Consider the following 16821-nt stretch of genomic DNA (forward strand, 5'->3'; position numbering starts at 1 on the left):
ATTCCCATGAAACGTAACATTCTCATAGCCGTCGCGGTCGTTCTTCTCGCGACTGCCGCCATTTGGGCCTTCTGGCCTAATGATTCCGAGGACCATTCCGAAGACGAGCACAGCGAGGTTGCCGATGCCCCAGAAGGGATCGTGCCGATCAGCGACCAGCAGATCGAAGCCTCGTCGATCGATATCGAGACGGTCGAGGCAGGCTCCGCCACCGAGTTGGTGTTCCCGGCGACCGTTGCCGCCGCTCCGAACGCGAGCGCGCGGATCGACGCGCGTGCATCCGGAGTTGTTCGCAGCGTCAACAAGACGCTTGGCGACTATGTCCGTAAGGGCGAGACGATCGCGAGTATCGAGAGTGCCGATGCCGCCGCTCTTGCATCGCAAGTCGCGGCAGCACGAGCGCGCGTGGGTGAATTGTCAGCGCTCTATGACCGTGAGCGCCGGCTGTTCGAAGCGAATGTGACGGCGCGGCAGGATCTCGAAGCTGCGCAGGCCAACCTCCAGGTCGCGCGAGCAGAATTGTCGCGGGCGCAGGCGGCTGCCGCCGCCGCAGGCGTTGGTGGCAACGGACGCTCGCTTGCCGTGACCAGTCCGATTTCCGGCCAGGTCACAAGCGCCCAAATCGTGCTCGGAGCCTATGTCTCTGCTGGCGATGAGCTGTTTCAGGTCGTCAATGCCAGTGGGTTGCAGGTGCAAGTGGCGCTACCCGCCAATGATGCGGCAAGGATCAGTCCTGGCGATGAGGCCACGCTCGAATTGGGGCAGGGCCGCGAGATCGGAGGGCGCGTGCGTTCGGTAACACCCGCACTCGATCCGGAGAGCCGCAGCGCTACCGCTATCATTGCGCTGCGGGGAGGGGTGCCGGAACTGCGTCCGGGCGCGTTCTTGCAAGCCCGGATCCGACCGTCGGATGAGGCCGATGTTGCCGCGATTTCCGTTCCGGAAGAGGCTGTGCAGATGGTCGAAGGCCGCCAGGTCGTCTTCGTTCGCATGGCAAGCGGATTCCAGGCAATGCCGGTGACGACCGGGGCAAGGTCAGCGGGGCGTATCCAGATAAGGTCGGGCCTGCGAGAGGGTCAGAGGATCGCCACTCGGAACGCATTCCTCTTGAAGGCCGAACTCGGAAAGGAGGAAGCCGAGCATGGCCATTGATAGTCCTTCTCCGCTCGCGCCCGACCAGCAGCACCGATCAGGAATGATCGGTTCTATCCTCGATCTGTCGGTTCGCTACCGTTGGGCAGTTGTGGTTATCGCTCTCGGCGTCGCGATCTGGGGTGCATTCAACCTCGCGCGTCTGCCGATCGATGCGGTGCCCGACATCACCAATGTGCAAGTGCAGATCAACACCGAGGCTCCGGCACTCTCTCCCTCGCAAATCGAAACGCAGGTTACCTTCCCGGTCGAAACCGGCATGGCGGGTATCGAAGGGCTGGAGATGACCCGCTCGATCTCTCGCAACGGGTTCAGCCAGGTAACCGCGATTTTCGAGGAGGGCACCGACCTCTATTTCGCGCGGACGCAGGTGGAAGAAAGGCTTGCTACACTTGCCGCCTCGCTGCCTGAGGGTGCCGAACCTTCGATGGGGCCAATCTCCACCGGGCTCGGTGAAGTCCTGATGTACACCGTCGAGTTCGATGGGGCCTACGGCAACGATACGCCGAGCGGCGGACCGATGGGATGGCAACCCGATGGAAGCTTCGTCACCGATGACGGTGAGGTGCTGGATACCGAGGTGGCGAGAGCGGCATACCTGCGTACTGTTCAGGACTGGATTGTAGCTCCGCTCATGCGATCGGCCGATGGAGTTGCGGGCGTCGATACGATTGGTGGCTACGTAAAACAGTATCTTGTGCAGCCCGATCCAGATCGCCTCGCGGGCTACGACGTTTCAATCGAGCAGGTCATCACGGCGCTTGAAGCCGCGAACCAAGCCGAAGGTGCGAACTTCGTCGAGCGCGCAGGGGAGGCCTTGCTCGCCCGGGTCGATGCACGGCTGGGTACCGTTGAAGATATCAAACAGGCCGTTGTCGCGACACGCGAGGGCATTCCCATTCGCGTGGCCGATATTGCCACGGTTGAAGTGGGCGGTGATCTGCGAACAGGCGCAGGTTCGCTCAACGGTGAAGAGGCAGTCATCGGCACAGTGTTGATGCGCGCGGGCGAAAATAGCCGCACGGTCGCCGCCGGTGCCGCCGAGCGACTGGAAGAAGTGCGCGGGTCGCTGCCCTTAGGAGTGACGGTGGAAATCGTCTACAATCGCTCCACTCTGGTGGACGCGACGATCAGGACTGTGCGCAACAACCTGACCGAGGGTGCGCTGCTGGTCATCGTGATCCTGTTTCTGCTGCTCGGCAATATTCGTGCCGCGATCATAGCCGCACTGGTGATCCCGCTTTCTATGCTGATGGCAGCCATTGGCATGAACCGGCTGGGCGTATCGGGCAATCTGATGAGCCTTGGCGCGCTCGATTTCGGGCTGATCGTCGATGGCGCCGTCATCATCGTTGAGAACAGTATCGCCCGTCTTGCCGCCAGGCAGGAGCATGAGGGCCGTCTGCTAACCCTGTCGGAGCGGCTCGTCGAGACACGCCTTGCCGCACAGGAAATGATCAAACCGACGGTCTATGGGCAAGCGATCATCCTGCTTGTCTTCGCCCCCTTGCTCACCTTCAGCGGGGTCGAAGGCAAGACCTTTTCGCCCATGGCCATCACCGTGATGCTCGCGCTGGCATCGGCCTTCATCCTCTCGCTCACCTTTGTGCCGGCAATGATTGCACTTTTGCTGAATAAAAAGGTGAGCGAGACGGAAATGAAGCCGATCCGCTTGGCCAAAGAGCGCTATGGGCCCCTGCTACGCAAGGCGCTCGCTCGCCCGTGGCCGGTAATCGGGACGGGTGTAGGAGTATTTGCACTCGCGGCGCTGGTCTTCACCTTTCTGGGGAGTGAGTTCACGCCGCAGCTCGATGAGAGGGATTTGGCGGTTCAATCGCTGCGTATACCTTCAACCCCGCTCGAGCGTTCACTCGATATGCAAAAGCAGGTCGAAGGCCGTCTCAAGCAGTTTCCGCAGGTCGAACTGGTCTTCTCCCGGACCGGGACGGCCGAAGTCGCGACCGATCCGATGCCGCCGAATATCTCGGACGCCTATGTCATCCTCAAGCCGAGAAACGAGTGGCCAGACCCCTCGCTTTCCAAGGATGATCTCGTTAGCGAGATGGAAGAAGCGCTCGGCGACCTCGTCGGCAATCTCTACGAATTCAGCCAACCGATCGAACTGCGCTTCAACGAACTGATCGCCGGTGTGCGCGGTGATGTCGCCGTGAAACTTTATGGTGACGATCTCACCGCCATGACGTCTTCGGCCAACGAAGTTGCGGCGATCCTTAATGGTATAGAGGGCGCAGCCGACGTGAAGGTTCAGCAGGTCTCGGGTTTCCCAACGCTCGACATCGCGTTCGACCGAGCGACAATCGGCCGATACGGACTGACGGTAGAAGATGTGGCGCAGTCGGTGGCTGTGGCGCTTGGTGGCCGTGAAGCCGGACTGGTGTTCGAGGGTGACCGCCGGTTCGATATCGTGGTTCGGTTGTCCGATGCCGATCGCAACGATTTCGATCAGCTCGGAACCTTGCCGATCGCACTCCCGAATGGAGACAGCGTTCCATTGCGCGCGGTTGCAGACTTCGAGGTGGTTGACGGTCTCGCGGAAGTTCGGCGAGAGCAGGGCCGCAGATTGGTAATCGTTTCCGCCAATGTGCGCGAACGCGACCTCGGTTCCTTCGTCAACGAGGCCCAGGCGGAAGTGGCGGCAAACGTCGATCTGCCGTCGGCCTCGTTCATCGAATGGGGCGGGCAATACCAGAACCTGCAGCAGGCACAGCAACGCCTCTTCATCGTGGTTCCGCTCGCTTTCGCGGTGATCCTTTTGCTCCTCTATGCGGCAGTGGGGAGTTGGACGTCAGCCTTGGCGGTGTTCAGCGCGATCCCGCTGGCTTTGGCCGGCGGTGTGTTTTTCCTCGCGCTTCGCGGCATGCCGTTCTCGATTTCCTCAGCCGTGGGCTTCATCGCTTTGTCCGGCGTGGCCACGCTCAATGGCCTCGTGATGATCACTGCCATCAAACAACGTTTGGAGCGGGGGCTGGAGCTGAGCGATGCGATCGTCGATGGTGCCCTGGCGCGTCTTCGCCCGGTCCTGATGACAGCGCTCGTCGCGTCGCTTGGTTTCGTCCCCATGGCACTGGCCACCGGGACTGGAGCCGAAGTGCAGCGACCGCTCGCTACCGTGGTGATCGGCGGCTTGATTACCGCAACCGCGCTGACGCTGTTCGTTCTACCCGCCATTGTCAGCCTGATCTTTAGGAAGACATTGCAGCAAGCAGCCGCTCCGGATGATGGCGAGACCATCGAAGCGCCGTCTCGTCCGCTGCAAGAAACGTGACGCAAGGCGAGAAGTTGGATTGAAGGTGAAAAAAGATGAGAAAATTCAAGATAGCAGTAGCGCTCGCCGGCCCTGGCATGATGGTCGGTCCGGCCCTGGCACAAAACGATGTCACGCCAGCGCCTAGGGGAAACGGCGTCGTGCGAATCCGGTCCGGCATGGGTATTCTTTGCAGATGGCTATTACGCAGAAGTGCAGCTTCCGGACGGAGCGCCTGCTGCCCTGCGTATCTGGCGGGATGAGGGCGATGCAATCGCCTATACCCACGCGCATATGCCATTCGCAGGGCACGAACGGCCGATGAGGGTTCGTCATCTCACCATCGAAGAGCGCAGTTCCGAGCGGTTGGTCACGCGCAATTATCGCGGTGTGGCGCGTATTTTCCATCGCTGCCCGGCCACGTCGCTCAAAGCGCCCAAAGGGCAGAGCGGGCATTGATTGAAAATTGCTCACCGCTACCGGCTTGCACGTGTGAGACTGAGGTTGGGGAGTACGATTTAGGAGGTTCGGAATGAGCGGCGAAGGCGAGCTGCATCTTGAAACCGCAGACAAGCGAAGAACGCTATGGGTCGTTCTCTGGCTCAATGTCGCGCTGGCCGTAGGCTTCTTTATTTTCGGCTATTTCGCCGACTCGAACGCCCTCATCGCCAATGGACTGGACAACTCCTCTGACGCCCTCGTCTACGTCCTGAGCCTCCTCGCGCTTACACGAACACGCACATGGAAAAGAAACGCCGCGCGCTTGTCAGGCATTCTTCTTCTCGTGCTCGCAGGAGGCGTGATCGCCGATGCTATCCGACGTTTTGTGGAGGGATCGGAACCGGGCGGCATCATGATGATGGCCATGGCCGCGGTTGCTGCGGTGGTGAACCTAGTTTGCCTTCGCCTGCTTCAGAAGCTGCAGCAAAAGGACGTCAACTTACGCGCTGCAACAACCTTCAGCTTTAACGACTTCGTCGCCAACGGTGGCATTATTCTGGCAGGGATCATTGTCATGCTGACAGGCTCGAACTGGCCCGATCTTGTTGTCGGTGTCGCCGTTGCGGGGATCGCTCTTTACGGCGGCATCGATATCCTGCGAGACGCGCATATGGATAAGCACGATGAAGAGGGGACGGAACATCACAGGGGTGATGCGTTCCGCGAGCCATGAGGCGCTAGCGAAGTCGGTGACCCGACAATCGAGATAAATTCCACTGCACGAAGTGCGCTTCGCGACTATCGCGGCCAGTACTTCAGTGTTCAGTGTGGTTCAGCGAGGTCACTCAAAGCACCATGGGACCAAGACAGGCATGCTCGGCGCTGGCTGAAATTGTTTAGCTCGCGGTCTGGCTTACGCGCGTGGGAAACATCGGTTCTTCTGCCGAGTTTTGACATGGTGGACGGTCCATCAAGGGGCAGGAGCCCTGCCGTAATGAAGGTGAGATGCCGGCCAATTTATACTAGGGAATCGGTTCGTCGCGGAGGATGAACTGGTTACCGCAACCACCGGTGGTTGGGGGTATCGCTGGGGGTATTTTCGGGACGGAGAAATAAAGGGTCTTTGTTTATCAGGGGCTTATGCACTCCTTCTCGTTCCCTCCTCCGCTACCAATTCAAGCAATTAAACCCCTGTATCTTAAGGGTTTGATGGCAGTTTGTGCCATGGCGAAGCGTTTATCTGGCACAGAATCTGCGTTTATTTGGCACACTCTTGGCACACTCGCATAGTAGTGGGTATCGGATTACTGCTGGTATCTATTCCGTTTCAATCCCCAAGAAAGTTCGCAGACTTCAGTGCGTTGTTAGCTGATCCAACGCATATTGCTGCGTCCCAAGATCATCGGCCTTTGTATTGTGGAACCAATATCTGTTGGCGATGAGTCTAGGCATCGACGCAAGCAAGGTGTTGTCATGAAGTTGAGATTCAAATCGGTACGAAAATGAGAAGACGTTCAGGTCTCCCGAAGACTTCGTCCGTTTCGCCGAGGAGCAGAGCAAAAAATATAAGGGCTTGGAGAAATCCAATCCCCCAGCATTTCAACAGTGGGGCCGCCACCTGCATTCTGGATGGGATGCTGCTGCAGCCACAGCAAGAGGCGATGGAGCTACACAAGCGACCATCCAGCAACGCTTAAATAGCTCACCAGTCGTGCCGTTTTCGAGCCTCTTGCGGCGTCGACTTGAAATCATGACCGACGGCGATCGGGGAAGCGAGGTTCACGCTGCACTGACTCACCTTCTCACTGGGCAACTGGATGGTCAGCGCGGAAACAATGTCTCTGTCAAAGTTATCCAATCCTACGCAGAGCTTCTTGCGGCTTTGTCCATTGAGGAGACACTCAAGAAGCCGAACACTAAGAAGTGGCTGGCTGATGCGCTAAAAGATCATGAGGAAAAGCTTGCGTTGCTCTTGGAGAAAGATCTCGAAGAGCTTGAGGCCAAGAGACAAGCCTTCCAGGACATGCTCGATACGGCAGCCGAAGATCACAAAAGCCTAGCTCAAGATGCGGCAGCGACCATGGCGCAGCATAAGGCTGACTGGGAGCAGGCGCGCCATGATTATCTGGAGCAACTGAAGACCGAAACAGCGGTTGAGCTTTGGAGTGAACGGTCGAAGACCCACAAAGAGAATTACAAGACTTTCCGTTCGTGGACGATTGGTTTTGGCGTCGTAGGGTTGCTGTTATCGCTCCTCTGGATCTTCGTCGGTTTTGCAGGGGTGCGCTGGATGCTGCCCGACGATGTCACTGCCCAAGTAAGCTCCTATGTCGCCGGTTCGGTGGTGATTTTCACGCTCTTTGTGTGGGGCTTGAGAGTCCTTGTTCGCTCTATGATGTCCGAGGATCATCTTTCGACGGACGCTTCCGCCCGATCTGCCATGGCTCACACTTACCTCGCACTCATCAAGCAGGATGCAGCGACGGACAGTGATCGTACGATCATTCTAGCCTCTTTGTTTGCGCCTGTTTCGGACGGCATTGTGAAAGACGATGGTATGCCTGTGCTCTCGCCAGCAGCCTTGGCTGCGCACAGCCTAACTAACCCGAAATCCGGTTAACGATAGAGTGGGCATGGCACACTTGGTTGGAGTTGGCACAGCTAGTCACTGGCCGCATGTGTCAAAAGCCCTAGAATCCAAGAGGAGGCCTGTGCCAAAGTGTGCCAAACCTGAGGTCTTTGGCACAGTATCATCCGGCACAGATAGTAGAAGTGCATCTAAAGCATTGATAATAAAAAAGAAATAGAGTTCCTCCGCTACCATCGTTACCCCCGATAAGGGGTAACTTTTGATAGATCCCAGCCGTTAGCGCGTTTCAACATCATACGAATTTCCCCCTAGGATGCGTGGTTATCATCCTCCTCGGGATGGAAGAGAAGCTTGTCGATGAGGCTATGACCTACGTCAAACGCCGCATGGCGGCTCTTTTCACTCGCCGGAGCTGTTCCCATCCGCCCATATCGCACAGATATGAATTTGAAATTTTGAGAAGATTTGATCTTCGTCCCAGTGAAAAAGAAACGAAGTCAACGCCCAGATCCTCCAGTGCAAAATCCTCTGTGGCATCTGACCGCATGATTGGGAATTTCTGTTCTGTAAGCGTCCGTCGCTGGGAAAGAGCTCTAGAATTTGAAGTATAGGTCAGCGTATGCGTAGCGCGTATCGCGAGTGTTGGAGACATTGGGAGCGGAACGCAGGAACTTCCCTTTCGACAGCGCTGCGCCGCCAACATCGAGCTGGGCGAAATTGGGTGCGATCCAGTAGCGGAGCCGCGCTTCGATCTGCTCACCTGCATGACGTCCGCTCTGGCCGGAAGCATCTCGGATGCCAGTCTTCGCGAAAGCATCGGTCCTCTCGTCCAGCCACGCAGTGCGAGCAGCGACGAACGCATCGACCCGCTTGGACGGCTTGATCTCGAATTTTGCACCAAGGTCACAAATATTATTACGACTGAGCGGCCCGTAGAGCGACGATGATGGACCCCAGTCGCCCCGGCGGATACCAAACAGTGTGTCAAAACGGTTGTAACTGGTGCTGTCAGTATTATCGCCGCTCGCAATATCGCCTACCAGCGATAGCCGCGGGCGTGAGGCATGATTGAAAGTGTAGCCGACTTGCGCGGCCAAGGTATAGGCTGACACGTCAAGCTTGGCTGCGTCGGCAGAAGATGAAGCGCGGATTGAGCCGCTCTGGTAGGCGCCCTCGAATTCGAGAGCGTTGACCTCAGCCTTCGAGATCCGGGTTCCGGCATCAGCCCAATAGGCGCGCGCATCCTGAAGCTGGCCGCCGAACCGAACCGGGCCGGCATCGTATCCCGCCTTCACAATTGTGCGGAAGCTCAACAGGTCTGCCGCATCGGCTCCGCTGCTTCGGAACGGGTTCTCGTAGGTTTCATAGCGCGTTCGGACGCTCGCGCTGATTGTGAAGTCGTCAGAGCCGATGGCATCCTGCAAGGTAGGATGCTCCCCGTCCTCCGCCGCCACGGGGGCTGCGGTTAAGGTCATGGCGGTGCCGGCCAATGCCACAGCAATAGCGTGCTTCTTCATAATCTACCTCTAAGTCTTTGAGTTGCGTCACGCGTGTTGGTGCGGGCGAACGCCGATTGCTTTGTTGTTTTAGAATTCGCTCCAGTCCTCGGACTTGAAGGCAAGATTCCCGTCGGCCTGGGCCGCGAGCTTTTGAGGGGTTTGTGAGACCGTTTCTTCGGGTCGGGACGCGGCCGGCACCAGTTTCACGGTGGGCTGCGTGTTACTGCTGTTCAGGTTGAAACCGGAAACGATGGAAGCAAGATTGTCCGCCTCGGTTGCAAGATTGTGTGCGGCAGCGTTGCTTTCTTCGACCATCGCGGCGTTCTGCTGCGTTACGGTATCCATGTTGTGCATGGCTTGGTTTGCGTCTCGAATGTTAAGCACCTGACTTTCCGCTTTGGAGCTAATGTTCTCCACCACTGTCGTCGTGATCCCGATCTTTTCGATAATCCGCTCAAAGACTTCGCCTGTCTTGCGCACCATTCCAGCCCCCTCTGAAACTTGACCGGAGCTGCGCTCGATCAGGCTCTTGATGTCCTTTGCAGCTTCTGCGGAACGCTGGGCCACGGCTCGTACTTCATGCGCGGCAACAGCAAATCCGCTGCCAGAAGAGCCCGCGCGGGCCGCCTCTACGCCCGCGTTGAGAGCTAGCAGGTTGGTCTGGAAGGCGATGTTGTCGATCACCGCTATGATTTCTTCGATCTGGGCGGTCGATGCTTCGATCTCGCCCATTGCCGCAACCGCCCCGTCGATGACTTCGCCACCAGTTCTTGCCTCGGCCATTGCATCGGTGACGTCTTCGCGCGCCTGAGCTGCGCCGCTGGCGGTTTCCGATAGCATTTCGGCGATCTGCTTGATTGCTTCTGCCGTGCTCGCAAGTTCGGAAGCATGGCTTTCCGTGCGGGAGGCAAGGTCGTCTGATGCCTGTTTGATTTCATTGGAACCGACGCGGATCGAGTTCGCACTTTGCGCGACGCCAAGTAACGTGTCGTGAAGTTGACGAATCGTGGTGTTGAGGTCGGTGCGTAAGCCCGAATAACTATCGCTGAGTTCGCTAAGCTCAGTGGTTAGATCACCTCGCGACATCCTTTGCAGGCACTCCCCGACGCGCTGAGCCATCTGCGTCATGTCGGCATCGGCCTGACGCTTCTGCATGGTGGTATCCCGAAGCTGTACCGCCGCACGGGCCAGTTCGCCGACATCGTCATTTCGCTCGGCATGATTGATGGTCACATCGAGGTCGCCTTGAAGAACCCGTCTGATAACCCCGGACATCGCGCCAAGTTCGTCAGCAATCGCATTGCGGATCGCCCGAGCAAGAACGTAGGAAATAATTCCAACAAGCAATGCGAGCACTATCGTGAGACCGACAACACGGTTCGAGAACGATGCCAGCGCGACTGCCTGTTCTGTGGCCTTGGCGATTGCCGGATCGCGAATTGCTTCGATAGCTGTATCGACTTTCTCGCCTGCTGCCGCGATACGGTCCGTGCCCGAAGCATCTGTTCGGCCAGCGCTCATCTCGGAAGTCACGGTCGCGACATAGGCGCTATTGAGCGAGACTACATTCTCGATGAGCGCCGCATCCCCTTCGTCCAGTCGACCGCGCATCTCGTCGATGGCTTGGCGCATATCCGTCACATTGCTTTCAAACGCTTCGCGAGATTCAGCGTCTCCACGCAAGGCATAGTGGTAGGCATCGCGTTCAAGTGAGGCGAAATCCTTTTCCAGTAGGGCCGAATGCAGTGCTCTATCGGAATAGACGTTATCGTCATCCTGCATCTGCGAGCGCAGGTAAAATGTGCCCACCAAGATGGCGACCAGTGTGAGGCTGAGAATGATCGACGCGGTCGCTTGAATTTCTAGGCGCTCGTTGATCGATTTACTGGTCAACCAGCCATCAAGGCCAGTCGCAAATTTTTATCCTGTTGCCATACTCTATCCAGTATACCCTAGCGATCGAGTGCTGTCGGGATCGACAGACGGGATCGGCCGCAGAGTGGCACAGGTCGTACTGGAACCGGTTTAAGGTCTGCTCAGGTCGAGTGTAAGAAGAATTGACTATCGAAAGGCTCTGATACGTTCATTGGACGGTGATGATTGGAGAAATGCGAGAACAGATCATGGCTCACGTTCAATGTCGTCTCCTGCACTTCATGCCGAGGCGATTATGAAAACATCATCGCCAATGCGTCGAATGCCATAGGTGCAGCATCTCGGCTGTAGGTCTTGTGCTTCCCTCATTCCACGGGGAACGGGAAACTATGGCTGAAGGTGGTGAAGCGGTGCGTGCATGTAGAGGTCTGGAGCTGAATTAACGGCATCGGGCGGAAACCGATCGCGGAGACGCGGTTACTTCTAATTGGGTTGGAAACATCATCCGCCTGTCAGCGGTTCAAGACCCTCCTCTGCTACCAAGAAATCTCAAAGATATTTTCTGGTGCAGTTGCCAAGCCAATCGCTGTGAAGGGTTGACTGCCTTGATGTCCGCGTTGGTTTCGACTGGTTGCTATAAGCTCATGCTTAAATCAGCTTATTAAGCTGCACTCCAATCGACGTTCGCGGCTTTCGCCATCATCTGTTTCTCCACCTTTCCAAGCGGAGAACAGTCATGGAAGAACGCAAAACGAAAAGCAGCCGGTGGGACCCAATAGTAAAGCTCACACATTGGGGTGTCGCCGGCTTGATCATCTGCAATGCCTTGATTGTCGGAGAAGGATCAATTGCGCACATTTACGCTGGCTATTTTTTGGCTGGCTTGCTGTTTCTACGGCTGATTTGGGGGTTTGTTGGACCCACTTCGGCTCGCTTCGCATCGTTCCCGCCTAGCCCTCGACAGGCCCTTGTGCACATCGGCGACTTGCTTGCCAGCAAGAAAGCGCCGCACGTTTCGCATAATCCCTTGGGTGCTCTGATGGCTTACGCACTTTGGGCCTGTCTCAGCGTCATAATCGCCAGCGGAATAGCGATGGCAGGTCCGCCTCCAAAAATCGCATTTCCGACAAGCATCAGCGAAGTGGTGCAGGAAGGCGAGCATCAGTCCGGCGAGCAATACGAGGAGGAATACGAAGAGAGCGAGGCCGACGAAGTTTTCGAAGAAGCGCACGAGATCGCGGTGAATCTCCTTTACGTGCTCATATTTCTGCATATCCTCGGAGTCGTGTTCGAGACCGCGCGTAGTGGCAGACGGACAGTGACTTCGATGCTTCCAGGAGGAAAATGAACGATACCGCCAAATCTAACGCTTCGCGCAACGACCGTCAGATTGCGACGGTCGCTGCCATCGTGGTCGTTCAGGCTATCGCGGCCGTATTTTTTCTGATGGATGCTGTTGCAGACCTCGTTGACGGCGAGTGGGGTCTGCACATTGTCAGTGAGGTGATCATTGCCTTTGCGCTGCTCGCCGGTGTCGTCTTGGGCGCGTGGCAAACCAAGCGTATGATTGAACAGGCGCGGCGCGATGCAGAAACCCTGCTTGTTGCGCAAGGTGCGGTAGCTGAACTGTTGGATATGCGGTTTCGTCAATGGCGGCTGAGCGAAGCGGAAGCAGAAGTCGCGCTTTTTGCACTTAAGGGCTGCGAGGTTGCGGAAATAGCGAGTTTGCGCGGAGTTACCGAGGGAACTGTGAGAGCGCAGCTGACTTCGATCTATTCAAAGTCCGGGGTATCCTCTCGCCATGCATTGCTGAGTTTGTTTTTCGATGATCTCATTGTTCAGGGCTCAGCTCCAGATTGACGAGATCAGCGAGCAAATTTCAGATGACTGAGCAATCGTGCTCCGCGTGTAGAGCTGCGGGCGGCGCGCCCCTTCTCCGCTACCAGATTTTCTGTGACGCCAAACCTTTCGATCATTGTCGATCTCCCCATGGCTTCCAGTGCCGCCAGCCAAATTGACCTTGCAATAGCATCTTGAATTCGCATTCTGGCACTATGGCGACTTGGGGCAAGTTATTCGCATATATGGCGCTCGCGGCATTGGCGACTTTCTCGCTGAACGCTGTTCCAAGCAGCAAAGCTCGCGCGCAGACCTATGACGAAGCACAGATTGCCGAAGTCGTGCAGTCGCTTTCGCCCTTTCCGCCCGACATCAAAATGCCCGCCAGTTCTGAACTCTATGCGATGGGGATGCAGCTTCGCGGCATTTCCGATCCCAAGGGATCTTTTTTCAGGCTGAACGCGATCGCCGACCTGATTGAGCTTTCCGAAGCGACATTCGGACCCGAACATCCTTTCACCGGAAGGTTGTTGATCGCGCAGGCAAACGAGTTGATCAGCGCGCAGGCTCTCAATGAAGCCGATGCCACGCTTGACCGCGCCGAAGCCATAATATCACGGCGGCTGGATAGCGATGATAGTGCATTCGTCACCTTGCGGTCTGCCCGGATTGATGTGCTCAGTTTGAGGGGGCAGCATCTTAAACAAAGTGCAGCGGTCGACGAGCTGGAAAATTGGGTCAATCAGCATCAGCCCGATGATGAAAAGATCGCCTTGGTGGTCGCAAATGCGCGTTCGGGCGCATTGTATTTTCTGGGCAGTTTCGCGGGTGCCGCCACGCTTGGCGCGCGCGTCCTTGACGACACTGCGCGGATCTATGGCGATGAGAGTGCGCAATTCGCATCTGCGCTTGCCAGTCAGGTGCAAAATCTCGTCGCCGCTGGGAGGCTGGCAGAGGCGGAAGCGCTTTTGACGTCCCGCTCTCCCATGGCGGCGCTCGACCCTGAGAAAGATCGTATCGCCATCGCCGTGCTTCACCGGGCGAAAGCGCGAGTTCTTGAATCAAAGCTCGACTACGCCGGCGCGAAGGATGCCTACAGCTTGGCTTATGACGGGCTTTCCGCAGCCGAATACAGGCTCGCCGGGGCGCGCATAAATCCCGACTACGAAACGTTCGGAGCGGTCAGGACTGCGCTTGATATGCGGCGGCTCTACTATGACCAGCATCATGTGCTGGGCCTGTCGGCACCGGGCTGGCCGACACAGGTTTGGTTGAAGGTTGAAATTGAGGGGACCGAGCATCTGAGCTGGCGCATTGACCTTGATGAGCCGTTTACGATCACCAACCGCATCGAAGCCATGGTCGCCCGCAACAACGCCATGCACAATGAACGCTCCTCGCGCGATCTCGACCTTGCTGAAAAGTTCTGGCGCGAATTGCTGCGCTTTACGCGGGAGGGAACAGGCGCGCAGAGCGTCGCGAGCGCGGAAGTAAAGATCAATCTCGCCGACAATATGCTCAAAAACTTCCGCCCCTTTGCCGCGCAGGAGGAGGCCGAAGCTGCCCGTGCCATCATCGTTCCAGAGTTGGGCGAAAACCATCCGCTGGCTCTGCGCGCGCAGTCTATCGCCGCTATCGCTCTGGTGCGGCAGGGGCGACGCGACCTCGCGCGCTCCGCAATCGATACCGTTCTGGAGGCAACATGGAATGCTGGCGAGCCGTTAAAAGACGTCTTTGCGCGCATATTGGTTGAACGTGACAGTCTGTTGCGGCTCGACCGCGATGAAAGGGCGCGGCATCAATTCTGGGAAAAATGGGGACCGCGGGCTCAAACGCTGCAACTCTACACGGCTTTCGAACAATATGAGCAGGTGGCAGAAGCTCTGCTTTATCAGGCGCAAGCGAGCACGAACCTGGGTATGTGCCCAACCGCAGCCGAAAAAGCGCAGATTAGAGCTGCCGCGCAAAGCTTGCGTATCACTCCACCCGGCGGTGGGGAGCCCTATATCCCGTCATTGCTGCTTCGAACCGCTCAAATCAGCGATCAGATCATAGCGGAGACGATTGCATGCGGCGGGGCCGAGCCGGGTCAATTGTATGCGTTTTTGAAAGACCAGCTCAACAATCGCGCCGACTTCGCTTCGAATGAAAGCGGTCAGGCGATGGTTTCACGCTATGATCGCTGGGCGCGATTGCTGGTCCGCGATCCGGCATTCGGGGTGGACAAGGATCACACCGACCTTGCGTATATATTCCTCTCTCGCGCGCAATCCATGGCGGAGCGGCAGATCAAGAATGCGCGCGATGGCGCCGGTGGCAATACCGCGGACGCGCGTCAGCGCCGGGTCCTGGCGAGCGAAGGAGTTGGGCTCGATTTTCGCTATGCACTCGAAACCCGTCTGCTCGCCAACTGGCGGTTCGCTCAAGCTCAGCAGGGTAAAAGCGGGGATGATCCGGATTATCTCTTCAACCTGAACGTTCTTGGCCGCGACGGGTTTGACGAGGCATTCGAAGCCGCGCAGCTTCTTCGTATCGACGGCAACTCACAGGCGCTCGCTCTGGCCTCCGCGCGCGCCGCCGCGCCCAATCCGGATCTTCGTGTTCTCGTCAGCGAGTATCAGTCCCTGAGTGCCGAGCTGTTCCGGCTGCTTGGGGCGGGCAGCAGTGCGGACAGCAATGTCGACGCGGTTCAACAACGCCACGCGCAGCTGGCGCAGCAGATCGAGAACGAATTTCCCGCTTATTATGACTTTGCCGCCCCTGCGCCGCTCACCCATAATGAAGTCGAAGCAGCGCTCAGCGAAGGCGAGGGCTTGCTGACGATCCTGACCGTGGGCGAAGATGTCTACGTCTTTGCCGCACAGCATAATCCAATCGGTGAGCGTGCTTGGCATCGGATCGAGGGCGGGGCTGAAGAAGTCGAAATATTGGTCGAGTTTCTGCGTTGCGACCTTGATCCGGTGGAATGTGGCTTAAACGCGGCCGTGCAAACACGAGGTGGGGGCGGCGGTGAGGCTGTCGAAGAGTGGGTGGGCTATGCTTTCAACCGTAACGCTGCTTTCGATCTCTACAATATGCTCATCGCGCCGGTCGCGCATGTATTTGAGCCGGGGCGTTTCAACGACCGGGTTGAGACACTCTATGTGGTGACAAGCGGAGCGATCTCTGCCTTGCCGCTTTCGGTTCTTCTGACCGAAAAGCCACAGGACGACGGTTTCGATTCTAGCGGTAATGTGTTCCGCGATGCGCCGTGGCTGTCGAACAGATTCGATCTTGCCTATCTGCCGTCGGTCCCGGATCTCGCCGGAACGGCGCGCCGCGATTTTCAAGCGAGCGGCTTTGTTGGCTATGGCGACCCTGTGCTTGCGCCGCCTTCGGACGAGGCCGAACCGGGCAAGCGGGGCGCGAGCCTGTTCGTTGAAACGCGCGGTGGCGGAACAATGGCTGATCGCGATGCTCTGATGAGCATGAAAAGCCTCAAAGGAGCAGCGGCCGAGCTATCAGCGGTAGGAGCGCTGTTCACAGAGAGCGGGCGGCTTGTGACGAGGGACAGGGCAACCGAAGCCAACGTCAAGCGCGACCCCGATCTTGCCGGCGCGCAGATCATCCTGTTTTCCACTCACGGCGTCTTGCCCGATCCACGAGTAGGATTTGCCGAGGCTGGCCTGGTCTTCACGCCGCCAGATGAATCGTCACCAGACGATGACGGGCTTCTCTCCGCGTCCGAGGCAGCCGCGCTGGATTTTACATCCGAACTTGTCATCCTGTCTGCCTGCAACACAGCCACTCAAGGGACCTTTTCCGGCGCTGACAGTCTTTCAGGTCTGGCTCGTTCGTTCATCTTCGCCGGCGCGCGATCTGTTTACGCGACCCATTGGCAAGTGAACGACACGATTACGAAGGAGCTGATACTGGCCGCAATCGATATCGGTCTGCGCAGGCCCGATCTGTCGCGAAGCGAGGCGCTCAGCCTTGCCATGGATGCGATCCGAACGGGGCGGCACGTGGACGGAAGGCCGATCAAAGGCTGGACGCCGGACTGGGCGCATCCAAGTGCGTGGGCGCCGTTCGTTACCATAACGAGCGTTGCGCGAGAGCCCGGCAAATAGCGGCAACCGCATCGCACCGCGCGTATCGGGGCTTCAAATCTGCCCTCCGTT

Annotated in this window: 10 protein-coding genes; 8 read left to right on the forward strand and 2 right to left on the reverse strand. The window is 57.6% G+C overall.

Annotated features, from left to right (window positions below; all coding sequences use genetic code 11):
* Positions 1 to 6: 6 nt before the first annotated feature.
* From INR77_RS06275 to INR77_RS06295, 5 genes are all read left to right on the forward strand, one after another.
* Positions 7 to 1152 (forward strand): efflux RND transporter periplasmic adaptor subunit, encoded by a 1146-nt coding sequence (locus tag INR77_RS06275; protein WP_034953556.1) that lies wholly within the window; start codon positions 7 to 9, stop codon positions 1150 to 1152.
* A 43-nt stretch (positions 1153 to 1195) separates the two neighbouring features.
* Positions 1196 to 4438: an efflux RND transporter permease subunit gene (locus INR77_RS06280; protein WP_051699723.1), complete on the forward strand. Its 3243-nt coding sequence runs from the start codon at positions 1196 to 1198 to the stop codon at positions 4436 to 4438.
* Between the two features lie 108 nt (positions 4439 to 4546).
* Positions 4547 to 4876, forward strand: coding sequence for a hypothetical protein (locus INR77_RS06285; protein WP_223073043.1), 330 nt, complete (start codon positions 4547 to 4549; stop codon positions 4874 to 4876).
* 73 nt (positions 4877 to 4949) lie between these two features.
* Positions 4950 to 5591, forward strand: coding sequence for a cation diffusion facilitator family transporter (locus tag INR77_RS06290; RefSeq protein WP_051699725.1), 642 nt, complete (start codon positions 4950 to 4952; stop codon positions 5589 to 5591).
* 840 nt (positions 5592 to 6431) lie between these two features.
* Positions 6432 to 7478 carry a DUF6161 domain-containing protein gene (locus tag INR77_RS06295; protein ID WP_223073044.1) on the forward strand — a complete coding sequence of 349 codons (1047 nt, stop codon included), beginning with the start codon at positions 6432 to 6434 and terminating at the stop codon, positions 7476 to 7478.
* A 563-nt stretch (positions 7479 to 8041) separates the two neighbouring features.
* Here INR77_RS06295 and INR77_RS06300 read toward each other — a convergent pair.
* Together INR77_RS06300 and INR77_RS06305 are read right to left on the reverse strand one after the other, a co-directional pair.
* On the reverse strand, positions 8042 to 8965 hold the full coding sequence (locus INR77_RS06300) for an alginate export family protein (protein WP_223073045.1): 924 nt from the start codon (positions 8963 to 8965) through the stop codon (positions 8042 to 8044).
* Between the two features lie 69 nt (positions 8966 to 9034).
* Complete coding sequence (locus INR77_RS06305) at positions 9035 to 10840, reverse strand: methyl-accepting chemotaxis protein (RefSeq protein ID WP_223073046.1); 1806 nt, start codon at positions 10838 to 10840, stop codon at positions 9035 to 9037.
* A 718-nt stretch (positions 10841 to 11558) separates the two neighbouring features.
* Here INR77_RS06305 and INR77_RS06310 point away from each other — a divergent pair.
* The 3 genes from INR77_RS06310 (at position 11559) to INR77_RS06320 (ending at position 16770) form a co-directional block, all read left to right on the forward strand.
* Positions 11559 to 12170: a cytochrome b/b6 domain-containing protein gene (locus INR77_RS06310; protein WP_223073047.1), complete on the forward strand. Its 612-nt coding sequence runs from the start codon at positions 11559 to 11561 to the stop codon at positions 12168 to 12170.
* The gene (locus INR77_RS06315; RefSeq protein ID WP_223073048.1) at positions 12167 to 12682 is read left to right on the forward strand and encodes a helix-turn-helix transcriptional regulator; all 516 of its coding nucleotides are present in this window, start codon (positions 12167 to 12169) and stop codon (positions 12680 to 12682) included. The genes INR77_RS06310 and INR77_RS06315 overlap by 4 nt, the downstream gene beginning before the upstream one ends.
* 173 nt (positions 12683 to 12855) lie before the next feature.
* Positions 12856 to 16770 carry a CHAT domain-containing protein gene (locus tag INR77_RS06320; RefSeq protein WP_223073049.1) on the forward strand — a complete coding sequence of 1305 codons (3915 nt, stop codon included), beginning with the start codon at positions 12856 to 12858 and terminating at the stop codon, positions 16768 to 16770.
* The last annotated feature ends 51 nt before the right edge of the window (positions 16771 to 16821 follow it).

It is taken from the genome of Erythrobacter sp. SCSIO 43205 (genome assembly GCF_019904235.1).
Classification (GTDB): domain Bacteria; phylum Pseudomonadota; class Alphaproteobacteria; order Sphingomonadales; family Sphingomonadaceae; genus Erythrobacter.

Bases quoted from the DNA above. Each gene is read 5' to 3' on its own strand.
- INR77_RS06275 (WP_034953556.1), top strand. From the start codon at position 7: ATGAAACGTAACATTCTCATAGCCGTCGCGGTCGTTCTTCTCGCGACT.
- INR77_RS06280 (WP_051699723.1), top strand. From the start codon at position 1,196: ATGATCGGTTCTATCCTCGATCTGTCGGTTCGCTACCGTTGGGCAGTT.
- INR77_RS06285 (WP_223073043.1), top strand. From the start codon at position 4,547: ATGTCACGCCAGCGCCTAGGGGAAACGGCGTCGTGCGAATCCGGTCCG.
- INR77_RS06290 (WP_051699725.1), top strand. From the start codon at position 4,950: ATGAGCGGCGAAGGCGAGCTGCATCTTGAAACCGCAGACAAGCGAAGA.
- INR77_RS06300 (WP_223073045.1), bottom strand. From the start codon at position 8,965: ATGAAGAAGCACGCTATTGCTGTGGCATTGGCCGGCACCGCCATGACC.
- INR77_RS06310 (WP_223073047.1), top strand. From the start codon at position 11,559: ATGGAAGAACGCAAAACGAAAAGCAGCCGGTGGGACCCAATAGTAAAG.
- INR77_RS06315 (WP_223073048.1), top strand. From the start codon at position 12,167: ATGAACGATACCGCCAAATCTAACGCTTCGCGCAACGACCGTCAGATT.